General features: G+C 66.3%; 21 protein-coding genes. 4 read left to right on the plus strand and 17 right to left on the minus strand.

Annotation, left to right across the window (positions count from 1 at the left end; all coding sequences use genetic code 11):
* Positions 1–71 precede the first annotated feature (71 nt).
* The 3 genes from MUB46_RS12140 to MUB46_RS12150 form a co-directional block, all read right to left on the minus strand.
* Positions 72–1,364: a cyclic nucleotide-gated ion channel gene (locus tag MUB46_RS12140; RefSeq protein WP_261616184.1), complete on the minus strand. Its 1,293-nt coding sequence runs from the start codon at positions 1,362–1,364 to the stop codon at positions 72–74.
* Positions 1,365–1,369: 5 nt separating this feature from the next.
* Positions 1,370–3,118 carry a cation:proton antiporter domain-containing protein gene (locus MUB46_RS12145; protein WP_261616185.1) on the minus strand — a complete coding sequence of 583 codons (1,749 nt, stop codon included), beginning with the start codon at positions 3,116–3,118 and terminating at the stop codon, positions 1,370–1,372.
* Positions 3,119–3,286: 168 nt separating this feature from the next.
* Entirely contained in the window at positions 3,287–3,853 is a 567-nt protein-coding gene (locus tag MUB46_RS12150) for a protein tyrosine phosphatase family protein (protein ID WP_261616186.1), read from the minus strand.
* Positions 3,854–4,402: 549 nt separating this feature from the next.
* Here MUB46_RS12150 and MUB46_RS12155 point away from each other — a divergent pair.
* Both MUB46_RS12155 and MUB46_RS12160 read left to right on the plus strand, forming a co-directional pair.
* The gene (locus MUB46_RS12155) at positions 4,403–5,383 is read left to right on the plus strand and encodes an SH3 domain-containing protein (protein WP_261616187.1); all 981 of its coding nucleotides are present in this window, start codon (positions 4,403–4,405) and stop codon (positions 5,381–5,383) included.
* A gap of 66 nt (positions 5,384–5,449) precedes the next feature.
* Positions 5,450–5,977, plus strand: coding sequence for a hypothetical protein (locus MUB46_RS12160; protein ID WP_261616188.1), 528 nt, complete (start codon positions 5,450–5,452; stop codon positions 5,975–5,977).
* Between the two features lie 78 nt (positions 5,978–6,055).
* Here MUB46_RS12160 and MUB46_RS12165 read toward each other — a convergent pair whose 3' ends face one another.
* From MUB46_RS12165 to MUB46_RS12230, 14 genes are all read right to left on the minus strand, one after another.
* Positions 6,056–6,385, minus strand: a complete 330-nt coding sequence (locus MUB46_RS12165; RefSeq protein WP_261616189.1) for a GYD domain-containing protein — start codon at positions 6,383–6,385, stop codon at positions 6,056–6,058.
* A 151-nt stretch (positions 6,386–6,536) separates the two neighbouring features.
* Positions 6,537–7,115 (minus strand): hypothetical protein, encoded by a 579-nt coding sequence (locus MUB46_RS12170; protein WP_261616190.1) that lies wholly within the window; start codon positions 7,113–7,115, stop codon positions 6,537–6,539.
* A 1,195-nt stretch (positions 7,116–8,310) separates the two neighbouring features.
* Entirely contained in the window at positions 8,311–9,450 is a 1,140-nt protein-coding gene (locus MUB46_RS12175; RefSeq protein ID WP_261616191.1) for a phosphoadenosine phosphosulfate reductase domain-containing protein, read from the minus strand.
* On the minus strand, positions 9,401–10,069 hold the full coding sequence (locus MUB46_RS12180; RefSeq protein WP_261616192.1) for a hypothetical protein: 669 nt from the start codon (positions 10,067–10,069) through the stop codon (positions 9,401–9,403). Before MUB46_RS12180 ends, MUB46_RS12175 begins: the two co-directional genes overlap by 50 nt.
* A gap of 831 nt (positions 10,070–10,900) precedes the next feature.
* A complete protein-coding gene (gene alaS / locus MUB46_RS12185) occupies positions 10,901–13,651 on the minus strand; it encodes an alanine--tRNA ligase (protein WP_261616193.1) in 2,751 nt (916 codons plus the stop codon).
* Positions 13,652–13,860: 209 nt separating this feature from the next.
* The gene (gene recA / locus MUB46_RS12190) at positions 13,861–14,952 is read right to left on the minus strand and encodes a recombinase RecA (protein ID WP_261616194.1); all 1,092 of its coding nucleotides are present in this window, start codon (positions 14,950–14,952) and stop codon (positions 13,861–13,863) included.
* 472 nt (positions 14,953–15,424) lie between these two features.
* Entirely contained in the window at positions 15,425–15,868 is a 444-nt protein-coding gene (locus MUB46_RS12195) for a VOC family protein (protein ID WP_261616195.1), read from the minus strand.
* Entirely contained in the window at positions 15,865–18,390 is a 2,526-nt protein-coding gene (cckA, locus tag MUB46_RS12200) for a cell cycle histidine kinase CckA (RefSeq protein WP_261616196.1), read from the minus strand. Before cckA ends, MUB46_RS12195 begins: the two co-directional genes overlap by 4 nt.
* A 124-nt stretch (positions 18,391–18,514) precedes the next feature.
* Positions 18,515–19,609, minus strand: coding sequence for a flagellar biosynthesis protein FlhB (gene flhB / locus MUB46_RS12205; RefSeq protein ID WP_261616197.1), 1,095 nt, complete (start codon positions 19,607–19,609; stop codon positions 18,515–18,517).
* 15 nt (positions 19,610–19,624) lie between these two features.
* Positions 19,625–20,386 carry a flagellar biosynthetic protein FliR gene (gene fliR, locus MUB46_RS12210; RefSeq protein WP_261616198.1) on the minus strand — a complete coding sequence of 254 codons (762 nt, stop codon included), beginning with the start codon at positions 20,384–20,386 and terminating at the stop codon, positions 19,625–19,627.
* 41 nt (positions 20,387–20,427) lie between these two features.
* Complete coding sequence (gene fliQ, locus MUB46_RS12215; protein ID WP_261616199.1) at positions 20,428–20,691, minus strand: flagellar biosynthesis protein FliQ; 264 nt, start codon at positions 20,689–20,691, stop codon at positions 20,428–20,430.
* A gap of 57 nt (positions 20,692–20,748) precedes the next feature.
* Positions 20,749–21,054: a flagellar hook-basal body complex protein FliE gene (fliE, locus tag MUB46_RS12220; RefSeq protein ID WP_261616200.1), complete on the minus strand. Its 306-nt coding sequence runs from the start codon at positions 21,052–21,054 to the stop codon at positions 20,749–20,751.
* Between the two features lie 34 nt (positions 21,055–21,088).
* Complete coding sequence (flgC, locus tag MUB46_RS12225; protein WP_261616201.1) at positions 21,089–21,499, minus strand: flagellar basal body rod protein FlgC; 411 nt, start codon at positions 21,497–21,499, stop codon at positions 21,089–21,091.
* A gap of 15 nt (positions 21,500–21,514) precedes the next feature.
* Positions 21,515–21,877 (minus strand): flagellar basal body protein, encoded by a 363-nt coding sequence (locus MUB46_RS12230; protein WP_425256264.1) that lies wholly within the window; start codon positions 21,875–21,877, stop codon positions 21,515–21,517.
* A 280-nt stretch (positions 21,878–22,157) separates the two neighbouring features.
* On the opposite strand from MUB46_RS12230, the gene MUB46_RS12235 reads away from it, so the two are divergent.
* Entirely contained in the window at positions 22,158–23,699 is a 1,542-nt protein-coding gene (locus tag MUB46_RS12235; RefSeq protein WP_261616203.1) for a FliO/MopB family protein, read from the plus strand.
* Between the two features lie 92 nt (positions 23,700–23,791).
* Complete coding sequence (fliP, locus tag MUB46_RS12240) at positions 23,792–24,538, plus strand: flagellar type III secretion system pore protein FliP (protein WP_261616494.1); 747 nt, start codon at positions 23,792–23,794, stop codon at positions 24,536–24,538.
* The last annotated feature ends 287 nt before the right edge of the window (positions 24,539–24,825 follow it).

The following is a 24,825-nucleotide window of genomic DNA, read 5'->3' on the forward strand; positions in this document are numbered from 1 at the left end:
TCGTTCACTCCAGCCGCGCATTCCGAATCGGTGGGATGATAAAGCGCGGCGGGCGGCGTCGTAGCGCCCGATCAGCCCTTTTTTCCGGCGTCGGTATCTTCGGCGAGCTCCAGCTCCTCGGAAATGAGGTCGCCGCCGCGCATCACGCGTTCCTTGCCGACGCGCTCGGCGGCAATCGTCTTGATGCTGTCGGCGATGTCGGGGCGCCGGTCCATGAGGGTGCGGAAATCGTCGGCGGAGAGCGTCAGCAGGTTGACGCGGGTCACGGCGGTGACGGTCGCCGAGCGCCGGGATTTCCGCAGCACCGCGACCTCGCCGAAGAAGTCGCCGGCCCCCAGGCGGAGGGTCTCGCCCTTGAGCGTCAGCTCGACCTCGCCGCTGGCGATGAAATACATCGCCTCCGCCGGCTCGCCGCGCCGCGAGATGGTGCCGCCGGGCGGCACGGTCTGGGCCTTCAGGAGCGTCATGATGTCGGCGATCTCGGAGGCGTCCAGGTTGGAGAACAGCGGCACGCGGGCGACCATGCTCCAGGTGACGACGAACTCGCGGCGATGGACCTCCTGGGCAAACGCCGTCGCGACGATGCCGATCGGCAGGGCGAACATGGCGAGTCCGAACAGCATGACGACGCCGCCGAGCATCTTGCCGCCGACCGTGACCGGCACCACGTCGCCGTAGCCGACCGTGGTCAGCGTCACCACGGCCCACCACAAGCCCTGCGGGATGGAGCCGAACACGTCCGGCTGGGCCGTGTGCTCGGCGGCGTACATCAGGGCGCCGGCGACGAGAATGAGGCCGGCCATGATGATCAGGCAGGCGGTAAGGGCCCGCCACTCCGACCGGACCGCGCGGCTGAGGCTGCGCAGGCCGGTGGAATAGCGCGCGAGCTTGAAGAACCGGACCAGCCGGAAAATGCGCAGCAGGCGCAGGTCCCACGGCATCAGGAACGTCAGATAGAAGGGCATGATCGCCAGCAGGTCGATGATCGCGTAGGGCGTGAGCGCGTAGCGCAGCCGGGCGGCATTGGGCTTCATGCCGCTATAGGGCATGTGCTCGGGCGCGACCCACAGGCGGATGGCGTATTCGACGGTGAAGATCGCCACCGATACGATCTCGATGACGATGAACAGCGTCTTGTATCTGTCGTAGATCGAGGGGACCGTCTCCAGGCAGACGGCGACGACGTTGACGGCGATGAGCGTGACCAGGAACGCGTCGACCACCGACGGCAGGACGCGGTCTGAGGGGCCTTCCTCGATGATCTCGAAGGCGGCCCGGCGTGCGGTGGGTCCCTTGCCGCGCGGGTGCGAGCGACGTTTGGTCTCGCCGATTGCAGCGAACAGCGCCGCGAACCAGCCCCGCATCGGTCCTACTCCTTCCCGCTTTCGAGCTGCACCAGCTCGCGCTCCCGTTCCTGGTCGATGCGGCGCGAGACCGCCTCGTCCGGCCATCCCAGACCGGTCAGTATGCGCCCCGCCAGCCGGAGGCTGCCCTCCACCGCCTCGGGCACCACGACCTCGGCCCCGAGCTTCGCCAGCGCCATGGCGTGGTCGGTGTCGCGCGCCCGCGCATAGACCGGAGCGTTGGGCCGGCGCCGGCAGGCGGCGCGCACCATGTGCTCGGCATTCTGCGGCGAGTCGACGGTGACGATAAAGGCCCGCGCGCGGTCGGCGCCGGCGCGGTCGAGGATCTCCTCGCGGCCGGCATCGCCGAAGAAGATATGGCGGCCGGACTGGCGCTCGCGTCCGACGAGGCGGGCGTTCTGGTCGATGGCGACGTAGGGCACGTTTTCGGATTCGAGCACCCGCGCGATGGTGCGCCCGACGCGGCCGAAGCCGCCGATCACCACATGACCCTCCAGTTCATCGATTTCCTTCTCGGGCGAGGCGGCATCCTTCTGCTCGATTTCCTCAACGCGGCGCGACACGGCGACGGAGATCCGCGACAGGAACGGCGTCACGGCCATCGACAGGCCGATCACGACGATGAGGAACTGGGTGGTCTCCACCGACAGGATGCCGTTGGAGCGGGCGAGCGCGAAGACGACGAAGCCGAATTCGCCGGCCTGTGCCAGCATGATCGCGGTCTCGGCGGCCGAATGCAGCGATACGCCGAAGACGCGGGCGGTCAGGAACGTGACGGCGGCCTTCAGCGCGATAAGGCCGATAACGGCGGGGATCAGCCAGACGATGAACTTCGCCACCACGGCAAGGTCGATGCTCATGCCGACGGTGATGAAGAACAGGCCGAGCAGCAGGCCCTTGAACGGCTCGATGTCGACTTCGATCTGGTGGCGGTACTCACTCTCGGCCAGAAGCAGGCCGGCGAGGAAGGCGCCAAGCGCGGGTGACAGGCCCGCGGCTTCGGTGCCGATCGCCGCGGCCACGACCGTGAACAGCACGATCGCCATGATCAGCTCGCGGATGCCGGTGAGCGCGGCCTGGCGCAGGAGCGGGCGCAGCACGTAGCGGCCGAAAAGGACGATGGCGGCGACGACCAGAAACGCCTCGATCATCGCGACGCCGATCTCGCTCCAGCTCGCCACGCCGGAGCCGCCGGGTTCGGAGGCGGCGAGCAGCGACACGATGATGAGCGCGGGAACCACCATCATGTCCTGCATCAGCAGCACCGACAGCGACACGCGCCCGGTGGTGGTGGCCAGGCGGCGCTCCTCGACGAGGAGCTGCATGACGATCGCCGTCGAGGACAGCGCCAGCGCCAGGCCGACGGCCAGCGCCACCGGACCCGGCTGGCCCAGAAGCGCGACGATGGCGCCGATCAGGACGGTGGTGGCGACCACCTGCACGGTGCCGACGCCGAGCACGTAGCGCTTCATCTCCCAAAGGCGCGCGAACGACATTTCAAGGCCGAGCACGAACAGCAGGAACACGACCCCCAGTTCGGCGAACGGCTCGACGCGATGCGGATCTTCTAGAACGAGGAAGCGGATCAGCGGGAAATCGAACTGGAAGCGGCCGAGCCCGAACGGGCCGACCACGACGCCGGCGACGATGAAGCCGAGCACCGTGCCGAGGCGGAAGCGATGGAACACCGGCACCACGACGCCGGCGACGATCAGGAATACGAGCGCGTCGCTGAGCCAGGCCTGATCTTCCAACCGTACTCCCCCTTCCGGCCACCGGCGTCTGGCGCGCGGCGGTACGAATCCCGTGTACGAGACATATAGCCGGTAATCCGGCCCGGCGCGAAGTCTCGCGCCCGGCGCGTCCGGGGAAATTCGGGCGTGGCCAGGGGAGAAAGTCGGGGGAGGGGGCTGCGTGCCGGTCTAGACGGCTTCGGCGATGCAGAGCTGCGGCGCGCGCGCCGGGGATGCGGACGGGCGCGCGGCCGGTGTCTTGGCCGGTGTGTTGGACGGTGTCTCGGACAACCGGGACGCCAGGGGCGCGGCCGTTCCGGCGTCTTCGAGCGCGGCGCGCTCCTCCAGCAGGTCACGGTAGGGGGCGAGATCGACTCCGGCCCTCGCGGCGACATCGATCGTCCGCTCGACGCCGAGGCGGGCGAGCGAGGCCTGCGCCCACAGAAGCGCGGCGCGGGTGCCCGTGCCGCAATAGAACAGCACCGGCCCGCCCAGGCCGTGCATCAGCGCGCGGAAGATCGCGACCGGCTCGTCCTCGGCGATATCGATGCTGGCGACGGGATGATAGTGGAAGTGCAGGCCGTTGCGCCGGGCCGCCGCATGCGCCTGCGCGCGCGGAAGCTGGTCGGCGGCTTCGCCGTCCGGGCGGTTGGCGACGACGGCGCGTATGCCCATCGCGGGCAGCCGATCGAAATCCCCCTCGCTGAGCTGCGAGGCGATGAAGATGCCCCGTTCGAGTTCGACGATGTCTGCCATTTCGCACGCCTTCCTTGCCGTGGCCGCGCTCGTTGCGTCATCGGTCGATTCACCGGCGGCGTGACCAGGGCCTTGATCTATATACGAAAATAGGCTTCGCGCGCGGCCAACCCCAAGCATTCCGAACCAAAGTTTCGAACGGCGGGGAAAAATCCTGCTCCCGCGCGCGCCGGCGATGGAAAACCGTTCCCTCGGGCGGTTCTGGCGCTCCCGGCGTGGGTGGAGAGGCGCGGGCGGAGTAGAGGGGGAGAGCGGAAAGGTCCCGGGGCCTGCACACGGGCGTGTCGGGGGGCGCGGCTCGAGAGGCGAGGTCCGCGACGTTGCGGACACTCCTGATGATCCGACGGCGCCGACGAAGCGTAGTGCGGCATGGACGACAACGCGCGCGCCAACTGGGCGCAGGCGGCGCGAATGCAACGCCGCGTTGCAAATTTGGTTAGGTGGATCATAATTTCGCCCGATCACCTCATCACGGTGGCCGAACCGGGACAGAGTGACCTATGCCGATCGTCCCGGTCACCGGGCGGCGCATCCGAACAGGGGACGTTCATGCGAACCGTGCTTTTTGCCTGCCTTTTATTCGTCGCGGCGAGCATTCAATCCGCGTTCGGCGAGGCGGACGGCCCGGATTTCTTCCGCGTGGTGAACGTCGCCGCCGATGATGCGCTCAATATCCGTACCGCGCCGGATGCCGATGCCGACCGGATCGGCGCCATCCCGCCGGATACGGATGGCGTGCGCAATCTCGGGTGCCAGGGCGGCCTCGGCTTCGCCGAATGGGAAAAGGCGACGCCTGCCGAGCGGGAGGCGGCGGCGCGCAACCGCTGGTGTCGCGTCTCGTGGGGCGGCGTCGAGGGCTGGGTGGCCGCCCGCTTCCTGGCCGAGGGGGCGGCGCCCGCCGCCACCGAAATGCCCGCCACGGGAGTGCCCGCCGCCGATGTGCCTGCGGCACCGGAAGACGGCGGACCGCGAAACTGGGAAGTCGCCGGCGTGGCGACGGCGCTGAACCTCAGGGAAGAGCCGTCGACGACGGCGCGCGTCCTCGCCCGCTATGTCCCCGGCACGATCCTGAGCAATCTCGGCTGCCGGCGCGTAGAGGGGCGCGCCTGGTGCGACGTTCAGGAGGTCGGCGGCGGTCCGCGCGGCTTCGTCGCGGCCGACTACCTCAGGCCGGCGGTGGCGCCGGACGGCGCGGTCGCGGCCGGTCCGGACGAGTCATCGCTTCGGGCGGGACAGGGCGATTTCGACGCGACCGGCAAGGTTCCCTGTGCCCAGTATCCGGGGCAGCCGATGGCGCAGTGCGATTTCGGCGTCGCCCGATCCGGCGGCGGAGACGCCACGGTCGTCGTGACGCGGCCCGACGGAACCCGGCGGGCGCTGTTCTTCGCGCGCGGCCGGTTCGTCAGCGCCGATACCAGCCAGGCCGACGGCTATCCCGCGGTCGGATCGGAAAAACAAAGCGATCTCAATAGGATCAGCGTCGGTGACGAGCGCTATGAAATCCCCGACGCGGTGATTTTCGGCGGCTGAGACGCCGCGCCGGCGCGGCCGGACCACGGCGGGCGAAACGACCATGACGCAACAGCGAGGTAAGCCATGAACCGTGTCCTCAGCATCCTGTCCGTCGTCCTCCTGATCGGTGTCGCCGCCTGTTCCGAGGAGGAGGAGACGACCGAACAGACGGCCCCGACGAGCCAGTCCGAGCCGGCCACGACCGAGCCGGCCACGACCGAGGCCCCTGCGGCCGAGACCCCGGCAGCCGAGGCGCCAACGACGCAGGCCCCAACCACGCAGGCCCCGGCGGCTGAAGCGCCGGCGACCCAGTCCCCCGCCAGCGGCACTGCCGCCGGCAGCACCGCCAGCGGCAACACCACCAGCGGTGACACCACCAGTGGTGACACCACCACCTCCGAGGTCTCGGACGCGGCGATCAACGCCTGCCTCGCCGCCGTCCGGCAGGAGACGGGCGAGCCCGACGTCGCCGTGCTCAGCACCGAGTTCTCCGAGGCCAATTCGCTGGTGATGATCGGGGTCGGGGCGCAGCGCGCGCCGTGGAAATGCCTGGTCTCCAACGACGGCCAGGGCGCCGAGGTGTCGTTTGCGGGCGACGAAGGCAAGCTGTGACGTAAGCAAGCTGTGACGTAGGCAAAGCTGTGACGTAGGTCCGGGGCGCGCATCGCGCGCCCCGGCCGCGGCGCGCGGTCAGCCGGGCGCCTTGTAGGACGCGGCGAACTTGCCGGCCTTCTTCTGCATCTCGGTGAACTCGGCCGAGGAGAAGGCGCGGATGGTCTGGACGTTGGTGACCGCCCCGGCCCCGCCGGCCGCCATCAGGCCGGCCATCAGCGACGTCACGTCGTCGATCGACACGGTCATGGAGAAGTCGGTCGGCCCCGTGGTGATGTGAAACGCCTCGAGCTTGCCGCCCGCCGCCTTGGTGATGGCCTTGGCGGCGGCCTCGCGATCGCTGGGCTTGGACATCATGCCCTTGATCGCCGTCGGGGTGTAGCAGCCCGTCACGATGAACCTTGCCATGGTGAACCTCCCTTCACGGGGGCCTCTGCGCAGCCTGCCGGCCTGCCCGGTGCAAGCCTGTTGCGGCCTGCGTGTCCCCCCGGAAACCATACACGCATTTTTAGAAGCCGGCGAAGAAAAACATGCCCCTCAGGGGGGACGCGGGCGCCGGTCAGTCGTCTGCCTCGCGGCACAGGTTTTCGATCCGCCGGGCGATTTCGTTGCGGAACTCGTCGATGTCCACCGGCCCCTCGTCCAGTGGCGGGGCAAGCGGCCCGCGGTCGCGCTGCAGCCCGCGCTCCACGTCGACCAGCGTCTGCAGGGTGCGGGCGAGGGCGGCCAGGTTCTGCGCGGCGCGAATCGTGTCGGCGGCCGCGTCCTGCGCGTGCAGGTCGCGCAGGTGCCGGTCGATCGCCCGCCACAGGCGCCCGGCCGTCGCCGCGCGGTCGATGTCGTCGTCGCCGGCCGGTGATAGGGCAACCGCCTGACGCGGATCGCCCTCGGGCAGCCCGGTCTCGCCTTCGCCGGCCAGCGCCTGCAGGGCGGGCGTCGGGGGCAGGGCTGGGCGCCGCTTCTGCCTGCGCGGGCTGACGCCGGGCCGGCGCGCGGTCGCCCACTGCTCGCGGCGGGCGCGCTGGTAGATCGCGGATTCCGACACCTCGGCGAGAATGGCGATCTCGGCGATGGTCAGTTCGCTGGCCTCGTAGAGCTTGCGGACCAGCGCCAGCCGGTCCTCGGGCAGGTGGGGCATGATGGGGCTCCGGTGTTGGAGTGGACGGGAAGGGGGTGGCGGCGCGACGGGGACAGACCGCCCCCACGCCATCCACGTCCTTGCCGGGCTTGACCCGGCAATCTCAGGCGGCGTGCCCCAAACAACGAGATGCCCGGGTCAAGCCCGGGCATGACGTGCGAGGGGGAAGGGGCCTCGATCCGGAGCCTGTCCTCGGGCCGCGCCTGCGCGGACCCGGGGGAGACGGTCGCTGTCGCGACCTCCTCAGGATGAGGAGACACTCGGAGTGAAACCCTCATGGTGAGGCGCGTCCCGGACACTCGTGTCCCGGACACTCGTGTCCCGAACCAGGCGGGCCCGGGCCTCTGCGTCGTCATCCCGGACGCGGCCCGCGACATCGGGTGCTCCCGATCTCCGCATGGGGATGAGACATCGGAAACATCCGATGTCTCGCCGCGATCCGGGATCGGAGCGCCACGGACAGCGCGGGGGCCCGCCGATCCCGGCTCTCCACTGCGTTGCGGCCGGGATGACGACGGAGAGGGCGGAGGGCGCCGCCCTGGACCCCCGCTTTCGCGGGGGCGAGCGGCTGGAGGACGGCCGCGCCACACACACCGCGCATTCCCGCGAAGGCGGGGGGCCGGAGGCGTCAGGCCCGGACGCAGAAACACCGCCGGGCTCGCCGCCTTCCCGTCATTGCCGGGCGTTCGTCGCTCGAAACGCATTTGCGTTTCGTCCGCCCAGGCGGACCGCGCCTTACCCCCTTACTCGCGCTTTTGGCGCGACCTCTCCCCGCCGGGGAGAAGTGGAGGCTTGTCGTGTGGCCGGGGGAGCGAGGCAGTCGCGCACACCCGATCCGTCGTCATCCCGGCCAAGCGACGCGCGAGCCGGGATCGGAGAGCCCCCGCACGCTCCGAGGCTCCCCGATCCCGGATAGCCGCCGCGCGGCGTCCGGGATGACGATGGTTACGTCGGGTCGAGCCGACAGGCGCAAACGCAAGAACGCCGCCGGGTTGGTTGCCGCCGGCGGCGCGCGGATTACAGGCGCAAGTGTCGAGTGTGCGAGCAGTCTACCAGAGGAGCGACACGCTGCGCAAGGAATTTATTCCTATTTTCGCGTGAAGCAATACGATTGGTCCGATGAGAGAGGATTTCCTAAGCGGATGCGGATACATCGAGTGCATGTCGCGAGGATGAGGATGAAATGAGAATCCATCTAGGGAGGGTTCATTTCTGAAAAGAGGGGAAAATTTCCTATTAGCGCCGATGGGTCACTTGCTAAGTATTTTTGGTCAGAAAGATCAATATTTATCAAATATAGTATATATTCTGATTGAATATTATTTATTATGGTTTTATTCGTAATGCATTCTAAATCTCGAATCTTTGAGTATATTTCGTGCCTTGCGGAAATAGTGAAGGGGCCGGGGCCTTTTCGCCCGTTTCGCCGAGAGGAACAGCGGTTGTTCGGATCGTTTCTATATTCGGCAAGCCATGATCGGAACGTAAAGAACGGACGAAGCTCATCGTAGCCAGAATTAATAAGATTTTCCGCAGACTTGTCATTGCGAACGACAGTGCACGTCCAGCAGCCGAACCTAGCCTTGCTGCAAGGTTTGTCTTTAAAGTCGCGGATCGCAGGGCATTCTCCACTGCCATCTTTGTAAAGAGTGGCCAGTGTTGTTACATCTATAGCATGTGGTTCCTTAAATTCGCAAAGTATATCCCATACATCAGTTGTTCCGAAATCTATAATGGGCGTCAATAGTCGAGTTTCTCTGTTTCCTTCACGCTGTCTCTGAATAAACCGACTAGGTGAAGACGAATCTTCGTGCTTCTTAAGGGACCGATCCCGCTGAGCGCTCTCACCATATCTCGTCCCAATTGCTATCCATGGAACTTCATTTTTCGATCCAAGATAAAGCTGAAAGGGGCGAATTCGGATATCTTTTGTGCACCATCGAAAGCTATTTGTGGGGGGTGGATATCCGCGGCCAATTATCCGAACGAAAAATCCTCGATGTATTTCAGGTTTAATTACTTCGCAAGAAATACGAATTCCGTTATCATTAGCTTCTGCTTGCAGCATGCGCAGGGTTTTTTTTACATGAGAGTCGATTACGGGATTTTCGACTTCCGTGTCGCAATATACAATTTTTAGTGGTGGGCAGTCAGTTTTCAAAATTCGGGCGCAGGCCCATAAGAGCTTTACGACGGCGCTGCTATCTTTGCCGCCGCTGAAACCTACCGTAAGCGGATAGTCAATAGACTTAAGAATTTCGCAAATTTCGTGCACGCGTTGAAACTTATCTATCATCGGTTTGAGCAACTTTAACGATGCCTTTCTCAAGTTCATCTTTTCTGTGACGTATGATATAATTGCATTGTCCTCGCACCATGGTGCGATGTCGCGATGTTAGAGTCCAGGAAATTGGAAAAGAAGAAATGAAACCGACAGAAAATATTACCCAGCTCTTTAGAATTTCATTTTCGTTAAAGTCGTTGTATATTCCGCATTTTGATGCAATCAAAAATAAAATTAGAATTAATAATGACACCCCTGATATTGCCCGAAGATCAGCTGCGCTACTCCAAAGCGTTCCATTAAATCGAATGGTTTGAGATCTCATTTTTAGTGTTTCATCATTATCAATTAATTTATAATAAATATCTTTAAACTCATCCCATTCTATTCTATCCAAATTGTTGTTATTGCGGATAAATGGTTCTTTTAGAGTCGTTATTATATATTTATTGATGATATCTTCGTGTTTCGAATTTGCGAGTTTTCTAAGCGGCAATAAATCATAAAAAAACGCAATCAGAAATACAGCCGTTAGCTTCATAACCTCATCTAAACTGGCCGGCCAGTCAATGTTGCAGAAATTCCCTCCAAGGCATATGAAATAAAGGGAGAAGTACCCCAGCATTCCGGGAATAACGAAGCGCAAATAACGTTGCGTAGTGTAGCTCATATCACCCTTGTGTTTTTCTGACAGGTACTAGAAAGGGCTTATGATACATCATGTTCGCACCTATATCGATGCTTAGCAAGGCCGGTTGCCTATCCCAATCAGTTTCTTACGTGGTTCCTCGTCGAGGCTTCACTGTGGAATCTGAAGTGGCTGTTCATCCGTCGTGATTGTATGAAGCTATTCATTGCGAGATGCCACGAAGCAGGTACCGAGGAGTGAAAGCCTCGCCCGCAGATGCACACAGGTCCCGCGGGCTGGATTGGTGACGGTGGAGGCATCGTCGAGAAGAATTTTCCGGTCGTGGAGATCGCTGCGGGCTTCCCCGTCAGTGTACGGATGGCCCGCAAATTGTTGGTGCGCCAGTGGAAAGAAGTATCAAGGCGCGGGATTACCGCTGGTGTTTCTCCTCGGACTGGCTAAAGGCCAGATACGGGGGCGGCACCGCGCGGAAGTAGAACGCTGAAATACGCGGGAGAAGGCGGGAAAACTTGGGGCTCTAGGCCGGGGCCTTCTCCTCCAACGCTGCCGTATTTGCTTGGAGTGCCCCGTCGTTTTCGCCGGCCTGGTCCATGTCGACGGGGCCGCGGTCCTTGCTACCCAGCGCCCCCGGACGCGCGCCTTCGCGGTAATGAGCGGTGGGGGAGGGCCGTGCCATAGACCGCGTGTCCCCGCGAAAGCGGGGACCGGGCTGCGGGAAGGCTGAGGGCTCTGGCGCGCGAGTTCCGCCGCCGCTTGTCCGCGGACCGGCCGAAGGCCGAATCCGGGGCGGGACCGCGCAGGAAGCAAACCGCGGACTGAGGCGGGAGAGGGCGCGGGGATTGGGGGAGGGCGTCAGGCCGGAGCCTTTTCCCCCAACGCCGCCGTGATCGCTTCAAGCGCCTCTTGGGCCTTGGCCCCCTCGGGTCCGCCGGCCTGGGCCATGTCGGGGCGGCCGCCGCCGCCCTTGCCGCCCAGCGCCGCGGCGCCGACGCGCACCAGATCGACGGCGCTGATCGTATCCGTCAGATCATCCGTGACGCCGACGACGAGGCCGGCCTTGCCGTCCTCGGTGACGCCGACGATGGCGACGACGCCCGAGCCGATCTGCTTTTTCGCTTCGTCGGCGAGCGGGCGCAGGTCCCTGGGCTGGACGCCCTCGACCGCGCGGCCGAGGAACCTGACGTCGCCAACGGTCACGATCTCGGGGCCGCCGCCGCCCCCGGACCCATCACTCATCGCGAGCTTGCGGCGGGCCTGGCCAAGCTCGCGCTCCAGCGTCTTGCGCTCGTCCAGCAGGCTTTTCAGCCGCTCCTCGACCTCGTCGGGCGACACCCGCAACTCGGCGGCGACGGACCGCAGGCGCTGGTCCTGGCGGCTGAGATAGTGGCGGGCGGCATCGCCCGTCAGCGCCTCCAGCCGGCGCACGCCGGCGGCCACCGCGCCCTCGCCGACGATCGCCACCAGGCCGATATCGCCGGTGCGGCGCACATGCGTGCCGCCGCACAGCTCCACCGACCAGGGGGCATTCGCCCCCGTTCCCTTTGAGCCTGACGTACCCTCGGAAGGCTGGCCCCCCGGAGGATTGCCCATCGAGACGACGCGGACCTCGTCGCCGTATTTCTCGCCGAACAGCGCCATGGCGCCGGACTCGATCGCCTCGTCGACATCCATGACGCGGGTGACGACCGCGTCGTTCTGCAGGATCACGTCGTTGGCGAGATCGGCGATGGTCTCGATCTCGGCGGCCTCGACGGGCTTGGGATGGGAGAAGTCGAAGCGCAGCCGGTCGGGCGCGACCAGCGAGCCCTTCTGGGCGACGTGATCGCCCAGCACCTGGCGCAGCGCGGCATGCAGCAGGTGGGTCGCCGAATGGTTGGCGCGCACCGCGGCGCGGCGGGCGTGGTCGACGGCGAGCTCCAGCGGCTGGCCGATCTCCAGCGCGCCGGCCTCCAGCCGGCCGACATGGGCCCAGATCCCGTGCAGCTTCTTCTGGGTGTCGGTGACGCGGAAGAGGGCGCGCGCGTTCCCCGAGTCGGGGCCGGCAGCGTCGGGGCCGGCGTCGGGGCCGCGCATGACGCCGGCATCGCCCACCTGGCCGCCGGATTCGGCGTAGAAGGGGGTCTGGTTGAGGACGACGATGCCCTCGTCGCCGGCCTCCAGGCGCGAGACCTCGTGGCCGTCCTTCAACAGCGCGGTGACGACGCCCTCGGCGGTCTCGGTGTCGTAGCCGAGGAACTCGGTGGCGCCGGCCCGGTCGCGCAGCGCGAACCAGACGGTCTCGGTGGCCGCCTCGCCGGAGCCGGCCCAGGCGCGGCGGGCGTCCTCGCGCTGGCGCGCCATGGCGGTGTCGAAGCCGGCGGTGTCGACGGCGATGCCGCGCGACTTCAGCGCGTCCTGGGTGAGATCGAGCGGGAAGCCGTAGGTGTCGTAGAGCTTGAAGGCGGTCTCGCCGGCGAGCTCGGCGCCGGCGGCCATGCCTGCGGTCGCCTCGTTGAGCAGGTCGAGGCCGCGCGCCAGCGTCTTGCGGAAGCGGGTCTCCTCCAGCTTCAGCGTCTCGGTGACCAGCGGTTCGGCGCGGACGAGCTCGGGGTAGGCGCGGCCCATCTCGGCGACGAGGACGGGGACCAGGCGCCACAGCAGCGGCTCGCGGACGCCGAGCAGCTCGGCGTGGCGCATGGCGCGGCGCATGATGCGGCGCAGGACGTAGCCGCGGCCCTCGTTGGAAGGCAGCACGCCGTCGGCGATCAGGAAGGCTGAGGCGCGCAGGTGGTCGGCGATGACGCGGTGGCTCGGCCCGTGCGCGCCCTCGGCCGGCACGCCGGTCAGCTCGACGGAGGCCGCGATCAGGTGGCGGAACAGGTCGATCTGGTAGTTGTCGTGGGTGCCCTGCAGCACCGCGGCGATGCGCTCCAGCCCCATGCCGGTGTCGATCGAGGGCCGCGGCAGGGACACGCGCTCGTCCGGCGTGACCTGCTCGAACTGCATGAACACGAGATTCCAGATCTCAATAAACCGATCCCCATCCTCATCCGGGCTGCCGGGGGGGCCGCCGGGGATATGGGGGCCGTGGTCGAAGAAGATCTCGGAGCAGGGGCCGCAGGGGCCGGTCTCGCCCATCGCCCAGAAATTGTCGCTCGTGGGAATGCGGATGATCTTGTCGTCGGACAGGCCGGCGATCTTCTTCCACAGGCCGTGCGCCTCGTCGTCCTCGGCGTAGACGGTGACGATCAGGCGGTCCCTGTCGAGGCCGAACTCGCGGGTGACGAGGTTCCAGGCCAGCTCGATGGCGAGATCCTTGAAGTAGTCGCCGAACGAGAAATTGCCGAGCATCTCGAAGAAGGTGTGATGCCGGGCGGTGTAGCCGACATTGTCGAGATCGTTGTGCTTGCCGCCGGCGCGCACGCACTTCTGGGCCGTCACCGCGCGGGAGTAGGGCCGGTGCTCGGCGCCGGTGAAGACGTTCTTGAACTGCACCATGCCGGCGTTGGTGAACATCAACGTGGGATCGTTGCGGGGCACGAGCGGGCTCGAGGCGACGATCTCGTGGCCGTTCTTGTTGAAGTAGTCGAGGAACGCGGTGCGGATCTCGTTGACGCCGGTCATCGGGCGGTACACCTGTCTTGCACTGGAAAGGGCCCTGCACTGAAAGTGTCGGGGCGGCGGGCCGATCCCGCCGGTCCGGCCAAATCGGACGGCCGCGCGTGGTTTTAGCGACGGGTCCGCAGGCTGTCCACAGGATCACATAAGCGAAACGGCGCATCGCACAAGGCGACGCGCCGTCCCGGCACGGAATTGCGATGGTGACGGGCCGGTCAGGCCTTCAGCGCGGCGTCGCCATCGTCAGCGGCCCCGTCATCACCGGACTTGCTGGCCAGGGAGATCGAAAGACCCGCATTCTGGCGGATCGCCGTCTCGATCTCGTTGGCGATCTCGGGGTTGTCGCGCAGGAACTGCTTGGAGTTCTCGCGGCCCTGGCCGAGGCGCTGGCTGTCGTAGGAGAACCAGGCGCCGGATTTCTCGACGACGCCGGCCTTGACGCCGAGGTCGAGCAGCTCGCCGGTCTTGGAGATACCCTCGCCATACATGATGTCGAACTCGATCTCGCGGAAGGGCGGGGCGAGCTTGTTCTTCACCACCTTCACGCGGGTCTGGTTTCCGACGACCTCGTCGCGGTCCTTGATGGCGCCGATGCGGCGGATGTCGAGGCGGACGGAGGCATAGAACTTGAGCGCGTTGCCGCCGGTGGTGGTCTCGGGGCTGCCGAACATCACGCCGATCTTCATGCGGATCTGGTTGATGAAGATGACCATGGTGTTGGAGCGGGAGATGGAGCTGGTCAGCTTCCTGAGCGCCTGGCTCATCAGGCGGGCCTGCATGCCGGGCAGGGAGTCGCCCATCTCGCCTTCCAGCTCGGCGCGCGGGGTCAGCGCCGCGACGGAGTCGATGACGAGAACGTCGATCGCGCCGGAGCGCACCAGCGTGTCGGCGATCTCGAGCGCCTGCTCGCCGGTGTCGGGCTGGGAGATCAGCAGGTCGTCGACACTGACGCCGAGCTTCTTGGCATAGGTCGGGTCGAGGGCGTGCTCGGCGTCGACAAAGGCGCAGATGCCGCCGCGCTTCTGGGCTTCGGCGACCGTGTGCAGCGCCAGCGTCGTCTTGCCGGAGGATTCCGGCCCGTAGATCTCGACGACGCGGCCGCGCGGCAGGCCACCGATGCCGAGTGCGATATCGAGGCCAAGCGACCCGGTCGGGATCGCGGCGATCTCGACGACCTTGCCGTCCTGGCCCAGCCGCATGATCGAGCCCTTGCCGAAGTGGCGTTCGATCTGTCCGAGCGCGGCTTCGAGTGCCTTGTTCTTGTCCATTCCGTCTCCTTCAACGACGCGCAGCGGAGATACAGCCATCGGTCCCACTCCTTATTCCACAAGGGGCTCGTGATTCACCAGAGCGAATGCGATCCGGTTGTGAAGAATGTACCCGGTTTGTTCCATGAACACAATAGGAACATCTTGCCGGGGTTGGTTCGGCGGTGTGGCCGTGGTTCGGCAGGTTGTCGCGTGCCTAAGTCTTGGAGTGTTTCTGATAAACATGATCGATCACAATTCGAGACTGTGCGGTTATTGAGTTTAACAGCACGAACCAAGGCTATTTCGTCGTTGTCTATCGAGGCAAAAGGAGTAGCAAGGCAAAAAAGTAGGGATTTGTCCGGTTCGGCCAACAGGGTGAATTTCGCGGTACTTGTCACCGCGCTACAAACGCACTGGGGAAAGTTATCGGCCCGGTTTCCGGGCATCGACGATATCACCGTTATTGGGATCGGTCTTACGCTGAGATCGAAGTAGATACGGCCACAGTCGGTACACGGCCCGGGGAGTTTCACATATGCTTCCACAGCCGGCGCGGCGCCAGCTCCAGCAGGTGCCCGTCGGGATCGCGGAAATAGATGCTGCGGCCGCGCTTGTCGGGCCAGTCGACGGTGCTCTCGATCTCGATGCCGGCGGCGGCGAGATGTCTTTCCCAGGCGGCCAGGCTGCGGGCGGAGACGGCGAAGGCGATGTGGATCGGGCCGGAGCCGTCGTGCGGCGGAATGATGCCGCCCGGCAAGTGCGCCTCGACCGCGCTCGCGCCGCGCTTGAAGAGCAGCAGCACCCGGTCGTCGCCGACGGCGAAGGCGGCCATCCGCGCGTCGGAGAGGATTTCCGCAAACGCCATCGTGTCGGCGTAGAAGGCCCTGGCGATATCGAGATCCTCGACATAGAGCGCGGTCTCGAGGATTCCGTCGAGCGCAGGGGCCTTGCGTCTCGTTCGGGGGGCGGTCACGCCGACATCACCTCCTTAACGGTGGCCGCGAGTTCCTTCAGGTTGAACGGCTTGGGCAGGAAGTGGAACTGCTCGCCGCCCTCCAGGTTCTTGGCGAAGGCGTCCTCGGCATAGCCGGAGACGAAGATCACCTTCAGCTTGGGATTGCGCTTGCGCACTTCCTTCAGCAGCGTCGGCCCGTCCATCTCCGGCATCACCACGTCGGAGACGACCAGATCGACTGTGCCCTCGTGGCTGTCCATCACCTCGAGCGCGGCCACGCCGGTATCGGCCTCGAGCACGGTGTAGCCGCGCGAGGCGAGCGCCCGGGCGGCGAAGGCGCGGACCGCCTCCTCGTCCTCGACGAGCAGGATCGTGCCGCGTCCGGTCAGGTCCCTGGGCGCCTCTGCGGCGACTTCGCGCTTCGGTGCCGCTTCCTCTTCCGTGGGCACGTGACGGGGCAGGTAGATGCGGAAACACGTGCCCTTGCCCGGCGTGGAGTCGGCGAAGATGAAGCCGCCGGTCTGCTTGATGATGCCATAGACGGTCGACAGGCCGAGGCCGGTGCCCTTGCCGACCTCCTTGGTGGTGAAGAACGGATCGAAGATCTTGGCCATGACCTCCGGCGGCATGCCGGTGCCGGTGTCTTCGACCTCGAGCAGGACGTACTCGCCGGCCGGCATGGTGGCGTCGCCGCTGGTCATCGGCTCGTCGCGGCCGTCGTTGCGGGTCCGGATCGTCAGCTTGCCGCCTCCGGGCATGGCGTCGCGGGCGTTCACGGCGAGGTTGATGATCACCTGCTCGAGCTGGTTGACGTCGGCCCTGATCAGCCACAGGTCGCGGGCCTGGTCGAGGTTGAGCTCGACCTTGGCGCCGAGCAGGCGGGCGAGCAGGACCTGCATGTCGGCGGACATCACGTCGGCGAGCTTGAGGACCTGCGGCCGCAGGGTCTGGCGGCGCGAGAAGGCAAGCAGCTGCCGCACCAGGCCGGCGGCCCGGTTGGCGTTGTGCTTGATGTTCATGATGTCGTTGAACGAGGGATCGGTCGGCCGGTGATTGGCCAGCAGCAGGTCGGAAAAGCCGATGATCGCCGTCAGCACGTTGTTGAAATCGTGGGCGATGCCGCCGGCGAGCTGGCCCACCGCCTGCATCTTCTGGCCCTGGGCGAACTGGGCTTCCAGCGCCTTCTGCTCGGTGATGTCGAGGGCGTAGACGATCGCCGCCTCGCCGTCGCCGTCCTCGACCGGGCTGGCGTAGAACCGGGCGATGCGCACGGCGTCGCCGGCCACGGGCGCGTCGACGGGCTTCAGTTCGGCCTGGCCCGAGAACGCCGCATCGAGCGTGTCGAGCAGGGCCTCGCGGTCGCGGTCGCCGACGCAGTCGGCGATGTTGCGCACGCTGCGGTCCTTGCCGGCGAACAGGCGGGCGAAGGCGGCGTTGGTGCGCTCGATGCGGCCGTTGCGGTCGACGGTCGCGATCGCCAGCGGCGTGTTGTTGAAGAAGCGGGCAAACCGCACCTCGGCGGCGCGCAGGGTCTCGGCGACATCGCCCGCGCCGGCGCTGCGGTTGAGCACGATGGTGCGCGAGGTGCCGGGGTTGCCGGCCTGGTCGAAGGCGACGCGGTGCAGCAGGCGCACCGGCAGGGTGCGGCCGTCCCGGCGCACCAGATCCAGGTCGATGGTCTCGACCCGCACCTCGCCCGGCGCCGGCTCCATGTTGTGGACGAGGGCGGCGGAGTCGCCCGACATGATCCGGTCGAGCGTGAGCGATGCCGTTTCGGTCTCGGCGATATCGTAGCCGAGCCAGCCGGCCAGCGTGGCGTTGACGTAGCGGATGCGACCGGTCGCATCGGCGGAGAAGAAGCCGGCGGGCGCGTGGTCGAGATTGTCGATCGCCCGCTGCAGCTCGCGGAACACGTCCTCCTGGCGCACGCGGTCGTGGGTGATGTCGGCGACCTGCCACAGCAGGTCGCGCTTGCCGCGGCTGGCCAGCGGCTGCACGCGGATGCGGTACCAGGTGGCGCGCCGGCCCTCGCCATCGGGCGCGGCGCGTTCGGTGCGCACCTCTTCCTCGGCGCGGCGGCCGGCGGCGGCGGCCTGGGACAGGCGGAATATGGCTTCGGAGGCTTCCGCGTCGCCGGCGAAGGCGCGCTCGACGCCGCGTACGTCGGCGGCGCGTTCGGCATCGGTCAGGCGCATATAGGCGGCGTTCGCGAACAGGATGCGGCCGCCGCGGCCGGTGACCAGCATGCCTTCCGGCACGTCCTCGGCGATTATCTCGCCGAAACCGTCGCCGCGGCGCTTGTCGGAAAAGCGCACGAGGCCGACGGAGGCGGCGAACAGCGAGAACACGCCGACGACGGCAAGGAAGGCAAGCAGGCCCAGCACCACCGGACGGGCTTCCTCGCGCCCCATCAGCGCCAGCGCCACGGCGATGGTGATCAGCGCCATGGCGAGCAGGATCACGACGCCGATCGACCCTTCCTTCTCGGGCTTCTCGGGCGCGGTGTCGCTCGCCGGCGGATCAAGTCGCGTTTCGGTCATCCCTCAAGGCCATCGCTCGGGCCGGGGCCGGACGTGCAGATCGGCGGGCCTTCGGCCGGCAACGATACGATCTGCGCAATCTGACGGTCCCATCTGGCCGGATTGGGGCAATCACGCACCAAGTTTACCGCATGGTGTCCTGATTCGACCGCCATGCGGACCTGGCTTTCTTCTGCATAACGTAGCCGATGATTTCCGCAACCGCCTTGTAATGATCGGGCTGGATCGTTTCGTCGACGTCGACGGCGGCGTGCAGCGAGCGGGCGAGCGGCGGATTCTCGATGACGGGGATGTCGTGCGCCTCGGCGATCTCGCGGATGCTGAGGGCGACCCGGTCGATACCCTTGGCCACGCAGACCGGGGCCGCCATGCCTTTCTCGTATTTCAGCGCCACGGCGTAGTGGGTCGGGTTGGTGACCACCACCGTGGCCTGCGGTACCTGCGCCATCATGCGCTGGCGGCCGCGCTCGGCGCGGACCTGGCGGATCTTGGCGCGCACCATCGGGTCGCCTTCGGTCTGCTTGTACTCGTCCTTCAGCTCCTTCAGCGACATGCGCTGGCGCTTGTACCAGCTGTGTCGCTGCCAGGCGTAGTCGAGGGCCGCAACGATGGTCATCACCGCGATGACGCCGGCGAGCAGCTTCAGCGCCATTTCCTGAACCGTCGACATCAGCATGGCCGGGTCCATGCTCATCAGGCTGTCGAGACGGTCGCGCTCCGGCCAGGCGATGACGAACATGACGCCCGAGACGATGGCGAGCTTGGCCAGGCCCTTGGCGAAATTGATGAGGCTCTGGGGCGAGAACAGCCGCTTGAACCCCGCGATCGGCGAGACCTTCGAGGCCTTGGGTTTCACTGGATCGAGCGACCAGACGAACTTGTGCTGGATGGCGTTGCCGGCGAAGGCGGCGACCATCAGCACGAACAGGGGCAGGCCGATCGCGGCGATGCTGGCCAGCGTCACCCGCACGAAGACGTTGCGCAGGCCGTGGCTGTCCATCGGGATCTGGTGGAGATTGCCGAGCAGGCCGGCGAAGGCCTCGGTCAGGCTCGCGGTCATGGAATGACCGAAGACCAGCAACACCAGGGTCGCCCCGGTCAGCACGAACCAGGTGTTGACCTCCTGGCTCTTGGCGACATCGCCGCGCTTGTGGGCTTCTTCCAGTTTTCGGTCTGTCGGGTCTTCCGTGCGTTCCGACTGGTCCTGTTCTTCGGCCATGGCGGTCCCGTCGGGCTAGCGCAGGAGGAAGGGCTCGATGGAGCCCGCCACATGCTCGAGGAACCACGCCATGGTGCTGCCCAGCACGAGGGCCAGGAGCAGGAAGCCGATCAGGATGTTGGCCGGCATGGCGACGAAGAAGATCTGGATCTGCGGCATCAGGCGGGAGAGCACGCCGAGGCCGAGATAGAAGATCAGGCCGAAGGCGATGAAGGGGGCGGACATCTGGACGCCAACCTTGAAGGTGCCGGCGAAGGTCTCCAGCGCGATCAGCGCCGCGTCGCGGACGGGCAGGGGGGCGCCGGGGCGGAACAGGACGTAGCTGTCGCGGATGGCGCCGAGGAACAGATAGTGCAGGTCGGTGGCGAAGATCAGCGTAATGCCGAGCATCGACAGGAAGCTGGCGAACAGCGCGCCCTGGATGCCCTGGGTGGGATCGACGTTCTGGGCGAAGCCGAGGCCGATCTGGAAGGCGATGGTGGAACCCGCGACCTGGAGGCAGAAGGTGATGAAGCGCGTGGTGAGGCCGATCAGGAAGCCGATCGCGAACTCGATGATCAGCAGCCGGAGGATGGTGCCGAAATCCGCAGGGACCGGGGGATAGTCCGGGCCGACGACGGGATAGAGCACCAACGCCAGCGCCAGCGCGAACACGAGCCGGAGGCGGGCGGGAAACGAGGATTCGCCCAGCGCCGGCATCAGCATCAGCATCGTGCCGACCCGGGCGAAGATCAGCATGAAGACGAAGGCGACGCCGGGGAGGAGCTCGATCTGCATCGGGAGGGCTGTAGGGCGCTTCGCTTGGGGCGCGATCGCGCTCAGCCGGCCACTATATGCTCGGCGATCCGGACCATGAAACTGCCCAGTGCCTCGCTCATGAAGGGCAGGGTGACGATGAGCGCCAGGAACATCGCGATGATCTTCGGCACGAAGACCAGTGTCATCTCCTGGATCTGGGTGAGGGCCTGGAACAGCGCCACGACGAGGCCGACGACCAGCCCGACGAGCATCAACGGGCTCGACACCTTGATCAGCGTCCAGACGCCGTCGCGGGCGATATCGAGGACTTCCGCACCGTTCATTCGCTCAATCCTCCCTCGATTCAGTCGGCGGTCAGCCGACAGCCAGCCCGCTGGCCGTCAGATCGGCATCCTGAGAATTTCCTCGTAGGCGGCGATCACCTTGTCGCGGATCGAGACCATCGTCTCAAGCGCCAGTTCGGTCTCGGCGACGGCGGTGACGACATTGACCGGATCGGTGCCGCCGGTCAGCGCGGCGACGCTGGTTTGTTCGGCGGCGCGGCCCTGCTCGACCACGTTGGTCATTGCGGTGCCGAGCATCTCTCCGAAATCCGGCATTCCGGCCGTCTTTTCGGTGCCGGGCGCCTTCGTCATCGCGGCGTCGGCCGCGGCGGCATAGGCCTTGATCGCTGCTGCCGGGGTCATGCGTGCTCTCCTCTCGAATCGGGTTGGGCGCGGCTCAGGCGCGCAGGATGTCCAGGGTGCGCTGGATCATCGTTCGGGCCGAGCGGACGATGTTCAGGTTGGCCTCGTAGCTGCGCTGGGCCTCGCGCATGTCCATCATCTCGACCAGGGTGCTGACGTTGGCGGTCTTCACGTAGCCCTTTGCATCCGCGGCCGGGTGGCCCGGCTCGTAGCGGGTCGAAAACTCGCTCATGTCCTCGCGCACGCGCCCCGGCTTGACGATATGGGCGCCGAGTTCGCGGTCGAAATCGGCCTTGAAGGTGGGGATCTGCCGGCGATAGGGATCGCCTCCGGCGGTGCGCGCGGTCGAATCGGCGTTTGCCAGGTTCTCCGAGACGATGCGCATCCGACTCGACTGGGCACGGAGGCCCGCGGCGGCGATCTTGAGGCTTTTCATCAGGTCCATCGGCGGCTATTCCCTTCAGGCGCGGCGCCCGAGCGCGGTTTTCAACAGGCCAATTCCGCGCGCGTACAGGCCGGTGGCCATCTGGTAATCGAGCTGGGTCTCGGCGACCTTCATCATCTCTTCCTCGAGAACCACCGAGTTTCTGGACGGGGTGACCTCGAAAGTATCCTTGTCGTCTTGGTCCCAGGGCGACGCGGTGCCGGCGAAGCCCGCGAGGTGTCGGGAATGCGTGGCGAGCGGAGCGATGCGGCCGGGCGTGGCCACGCGATCGGCGCCGGGGAGGACGAAGGTCTCGACGTCGTTCGCGCGATATCCGGGCGTGTCGGCGTTGGCGACATTCGCCGCAAGCACGGTCTGGCGGGCCTGCAGCCAGGACATCTTCGACTTGAGGGCGGAGAAAATCGGGATCTCGGCGATCGACACGATTGCTCCTTTCCAGCTTGCCATGTCGTCGTAGAATGGGCACACATTGCCGGGTCCATGGTTAATGGGATGTTAATGCCGTTAACCGCTTGTTCATGATCCGATGGGGCGGAAAGTCGGGATTCCGGTGTTTCTGGCCTAATGTGTTAACTTTTTGTTAGCCTTGATCCCGGCAAATTCTGCCGACGAACGTTAACGAGTTCCGTGTGCGCGGCGGACGCAGGAGGCACGTCTGATGGAGTTTCTCGAAAACCTTTTAGGGGTCCAGCTGGGACTGCCGGCGAGATTCATCATCGCCTTCGTCTTCGTGCTGCTGCTGATCGCGGTGACCGCGTGGATCATCCGGCGCGTCGCAGCGGGGCGGGGCGGATTCGGCGGATCCCTGCGCGCCAAGCAGGACCGGCTGGCCATTGTGGACGCGACCCATGTCGACGCCAAGCGACGGCTGGTGCTGGTGCGCCGCGACGATGTCGAGCATCTTATCCTGATCGGCGGCCCGGCCGACGTGGTGGTGGAAGCGGGCATCGGCGACCGGTCGGTGGCCCATGCCGCCGAGCGCGTGCGCATGGAAGCGCCGGAGCCGGCAAGGCCGGCACCGCGCGGTCCGGAAGCCCCGATGCGGACGATGCGCGCCGAACCCAGCGTGCCGCCGCGCCTGTCCGACACCCAAGGCACGCGGCCGATGCGTGCCGTCGAACCGCCGGTCCCGCCGCGGCCCGCCGCGCCGCCACCCCGGCCCGCGGCCCCGGTGCGCCCGCCTGTGAGCGAGCGTCCGGCGCCCTCGGCACCGGCGCCCTCCGGACCTGAAGCCTCCGCCCCGGCACCCTCCGCACCGTCGGTGCAGCCGCCCAGGCCTTCGCCGGCCCCGGCGGCTCAGGCCCCCGAACGCCAGGCCCCTGCGACCGAGGCTCCCGCGCCCCAGGCCCCGGCGGCCAAGCCGTCCGCGCCTCAGCCCGCAGCTCAGCCGCCGGCCCAGCCGCGTGTAACGCCGCCTCCGCCTCCTTCCGCGGCGCCCGCTCCGGCGGCCCCTCCCGCAGCGCCGCCTCCGCCATCTGCGGCCAAGCCTGCCGCGCCCAGGGAGCCGTCGCATCCCGAGCCGAGCCGCCCCGAGCCGCCCCGGCAACCCATAGCAAGGCCGTCTGCGCCATCGCCATCGCCTTCGGCGCCGCCCTCAGTTCCGCGGCCCGCCGTGCCGCCGCTCGCCGTGCCGTCGCCTGCATCGTCGACTGCGGCAGGATCTACGCCTTCAGAGCGGCCGAAAGCGCCGGAACCGGTCGCGGCAAGGCCTTCGCCAGCGCCGGTGCCGCCGGCTCCGTCCCCAGCTTCGGCTCCGGCCCCTTCGGCACCGTCCCCGGCGCCCTCCGCGCCGAAGCCGGAAGCGTCTGCGGACGACGAGGCCAAGCCGGCCGGCGCCGCGCAGGGGCGCGATGCACAGCTGGAGGAAATGGCGCAGCGTCTGGAAGCCGCATTGAAGCGACCGCTGACACCGTCCGGCACACCTACGCCAGGAGCGCCTGCGTCCGGGGCGCCCGCCCGTCCGGCGGCCCCACTTCCGGCCGCTCCGCCCCCGGCGGCACCGCCGCCTTCCTCCGGATCGGGCGAAGCCGGTGCTTCGGCACCTCCGCCGCCGAAGCGGGAACCGGACTTCGATCTGGCGGCCGCCGTTGCCGCGGAACTCAATCTCGAGGCTGACAAGCTCGAAGACGAGGCCGACGCCGAGAAGAAGTCGGCGAAAGACATCAGCATCTACGACGAGATCCTGAAGCGGGATACCTGATCATGCGCCGCTCTGCGCTGCGCCGGCGCACCGTGAGCGGTGCGGCGGTCCCGGGAGGAGTCCGCCTGCTGCTTGCGATCCCGGCGATCGCGATGCTGGCGGTCACTGTCCTGACGGTCACGGTCCTGGCGGTCGGGGGGCTGGCGCTCCTGCCGGCAACTGCGGCGGCGCAGTCCATCAACATCGATCTCGGCGAGGGAGTCGGCCTGACCGAGCGGGCGGTCCAGCTCGTCGCGCTGATCACGGTCCTGAGCCTGGCCCCGTCGATCCTGGTGATGGTGACGTCCTTCACCCGCATCGTCGTGGTGCTGTCGCTGCTGCGCACGGCCATCGGCCTGCAGACGGCGCCGCCCAACTCGGTGATCATCTCGCTGGCGCTGTTCCTGACGGCCTTCGTCATGGCGCCCGCGTTCCAGACCGCCTACCAGGACGGAATCGAGCCGATGATCAACGAGCAGATCGAGCCGTCCGAGGCGTTCACCCGTTCGGTCGCGCCGTTCCGTACCTTCATGCTAGCCCAGGTGCGTGAAAAGGACCTGGAGCTTTTCGTGAACATGGCCGGCGCCGAGCGCCCGGCGACGCCCGACGACATCGAGCTGCGGGTGCTGGTGCCCGCCTTCATGATCTCGGAGCTGCGCCGGGCCTTCGAGATCGGCTTCCTGATCTTCGTCCCCTTCATCGTCATCGACATGGTGGTCGCCTCGATCCTGATGTCGATGGGCATGATGATGCTGCCTCCGGTGATCATCTCGCTGCCCTTCAAGCTGATCTTCTTCGTGCTGGTGGACGGCTGGAGCCTGATCGCCGGCAGCCTGGTGGAAAGCTTCAACGCGGTCTGACGTCCGCGCGCCCGGAGTCCGCTATCGGTCCGGAGTCCGCGCCGCGCCCGGACACTGCGACGCGCCTGGACCCTGTTTTTGCGCGTCAAAACGGGGCCGCCCATACCGTCTGACAATCCGTGTGGCCTGCCTGCGCGCCCGAACCGCTGCGGGGCCGTATCAATTTTTTTGTTGCGAATGAGTTGCATTTCCATTCTCGGGCGATAACGTATTGCAAGTCATTCGCAACACGGAGATCAATCGGCATGGCAGGCACCTTTGGGGGCAGGAGACTGGCGGGCATCGCG

The organism is Microbaculum marinisediminis, assembly GCF_025397915.1.
GTDB classification, from domain to species: Bacteria; Pseudomonadota; Alphaproteobacteria; order Rhizobiales; family Tepidamorphaceae; genus Microbaculum; species Microbaculum marinisediminis.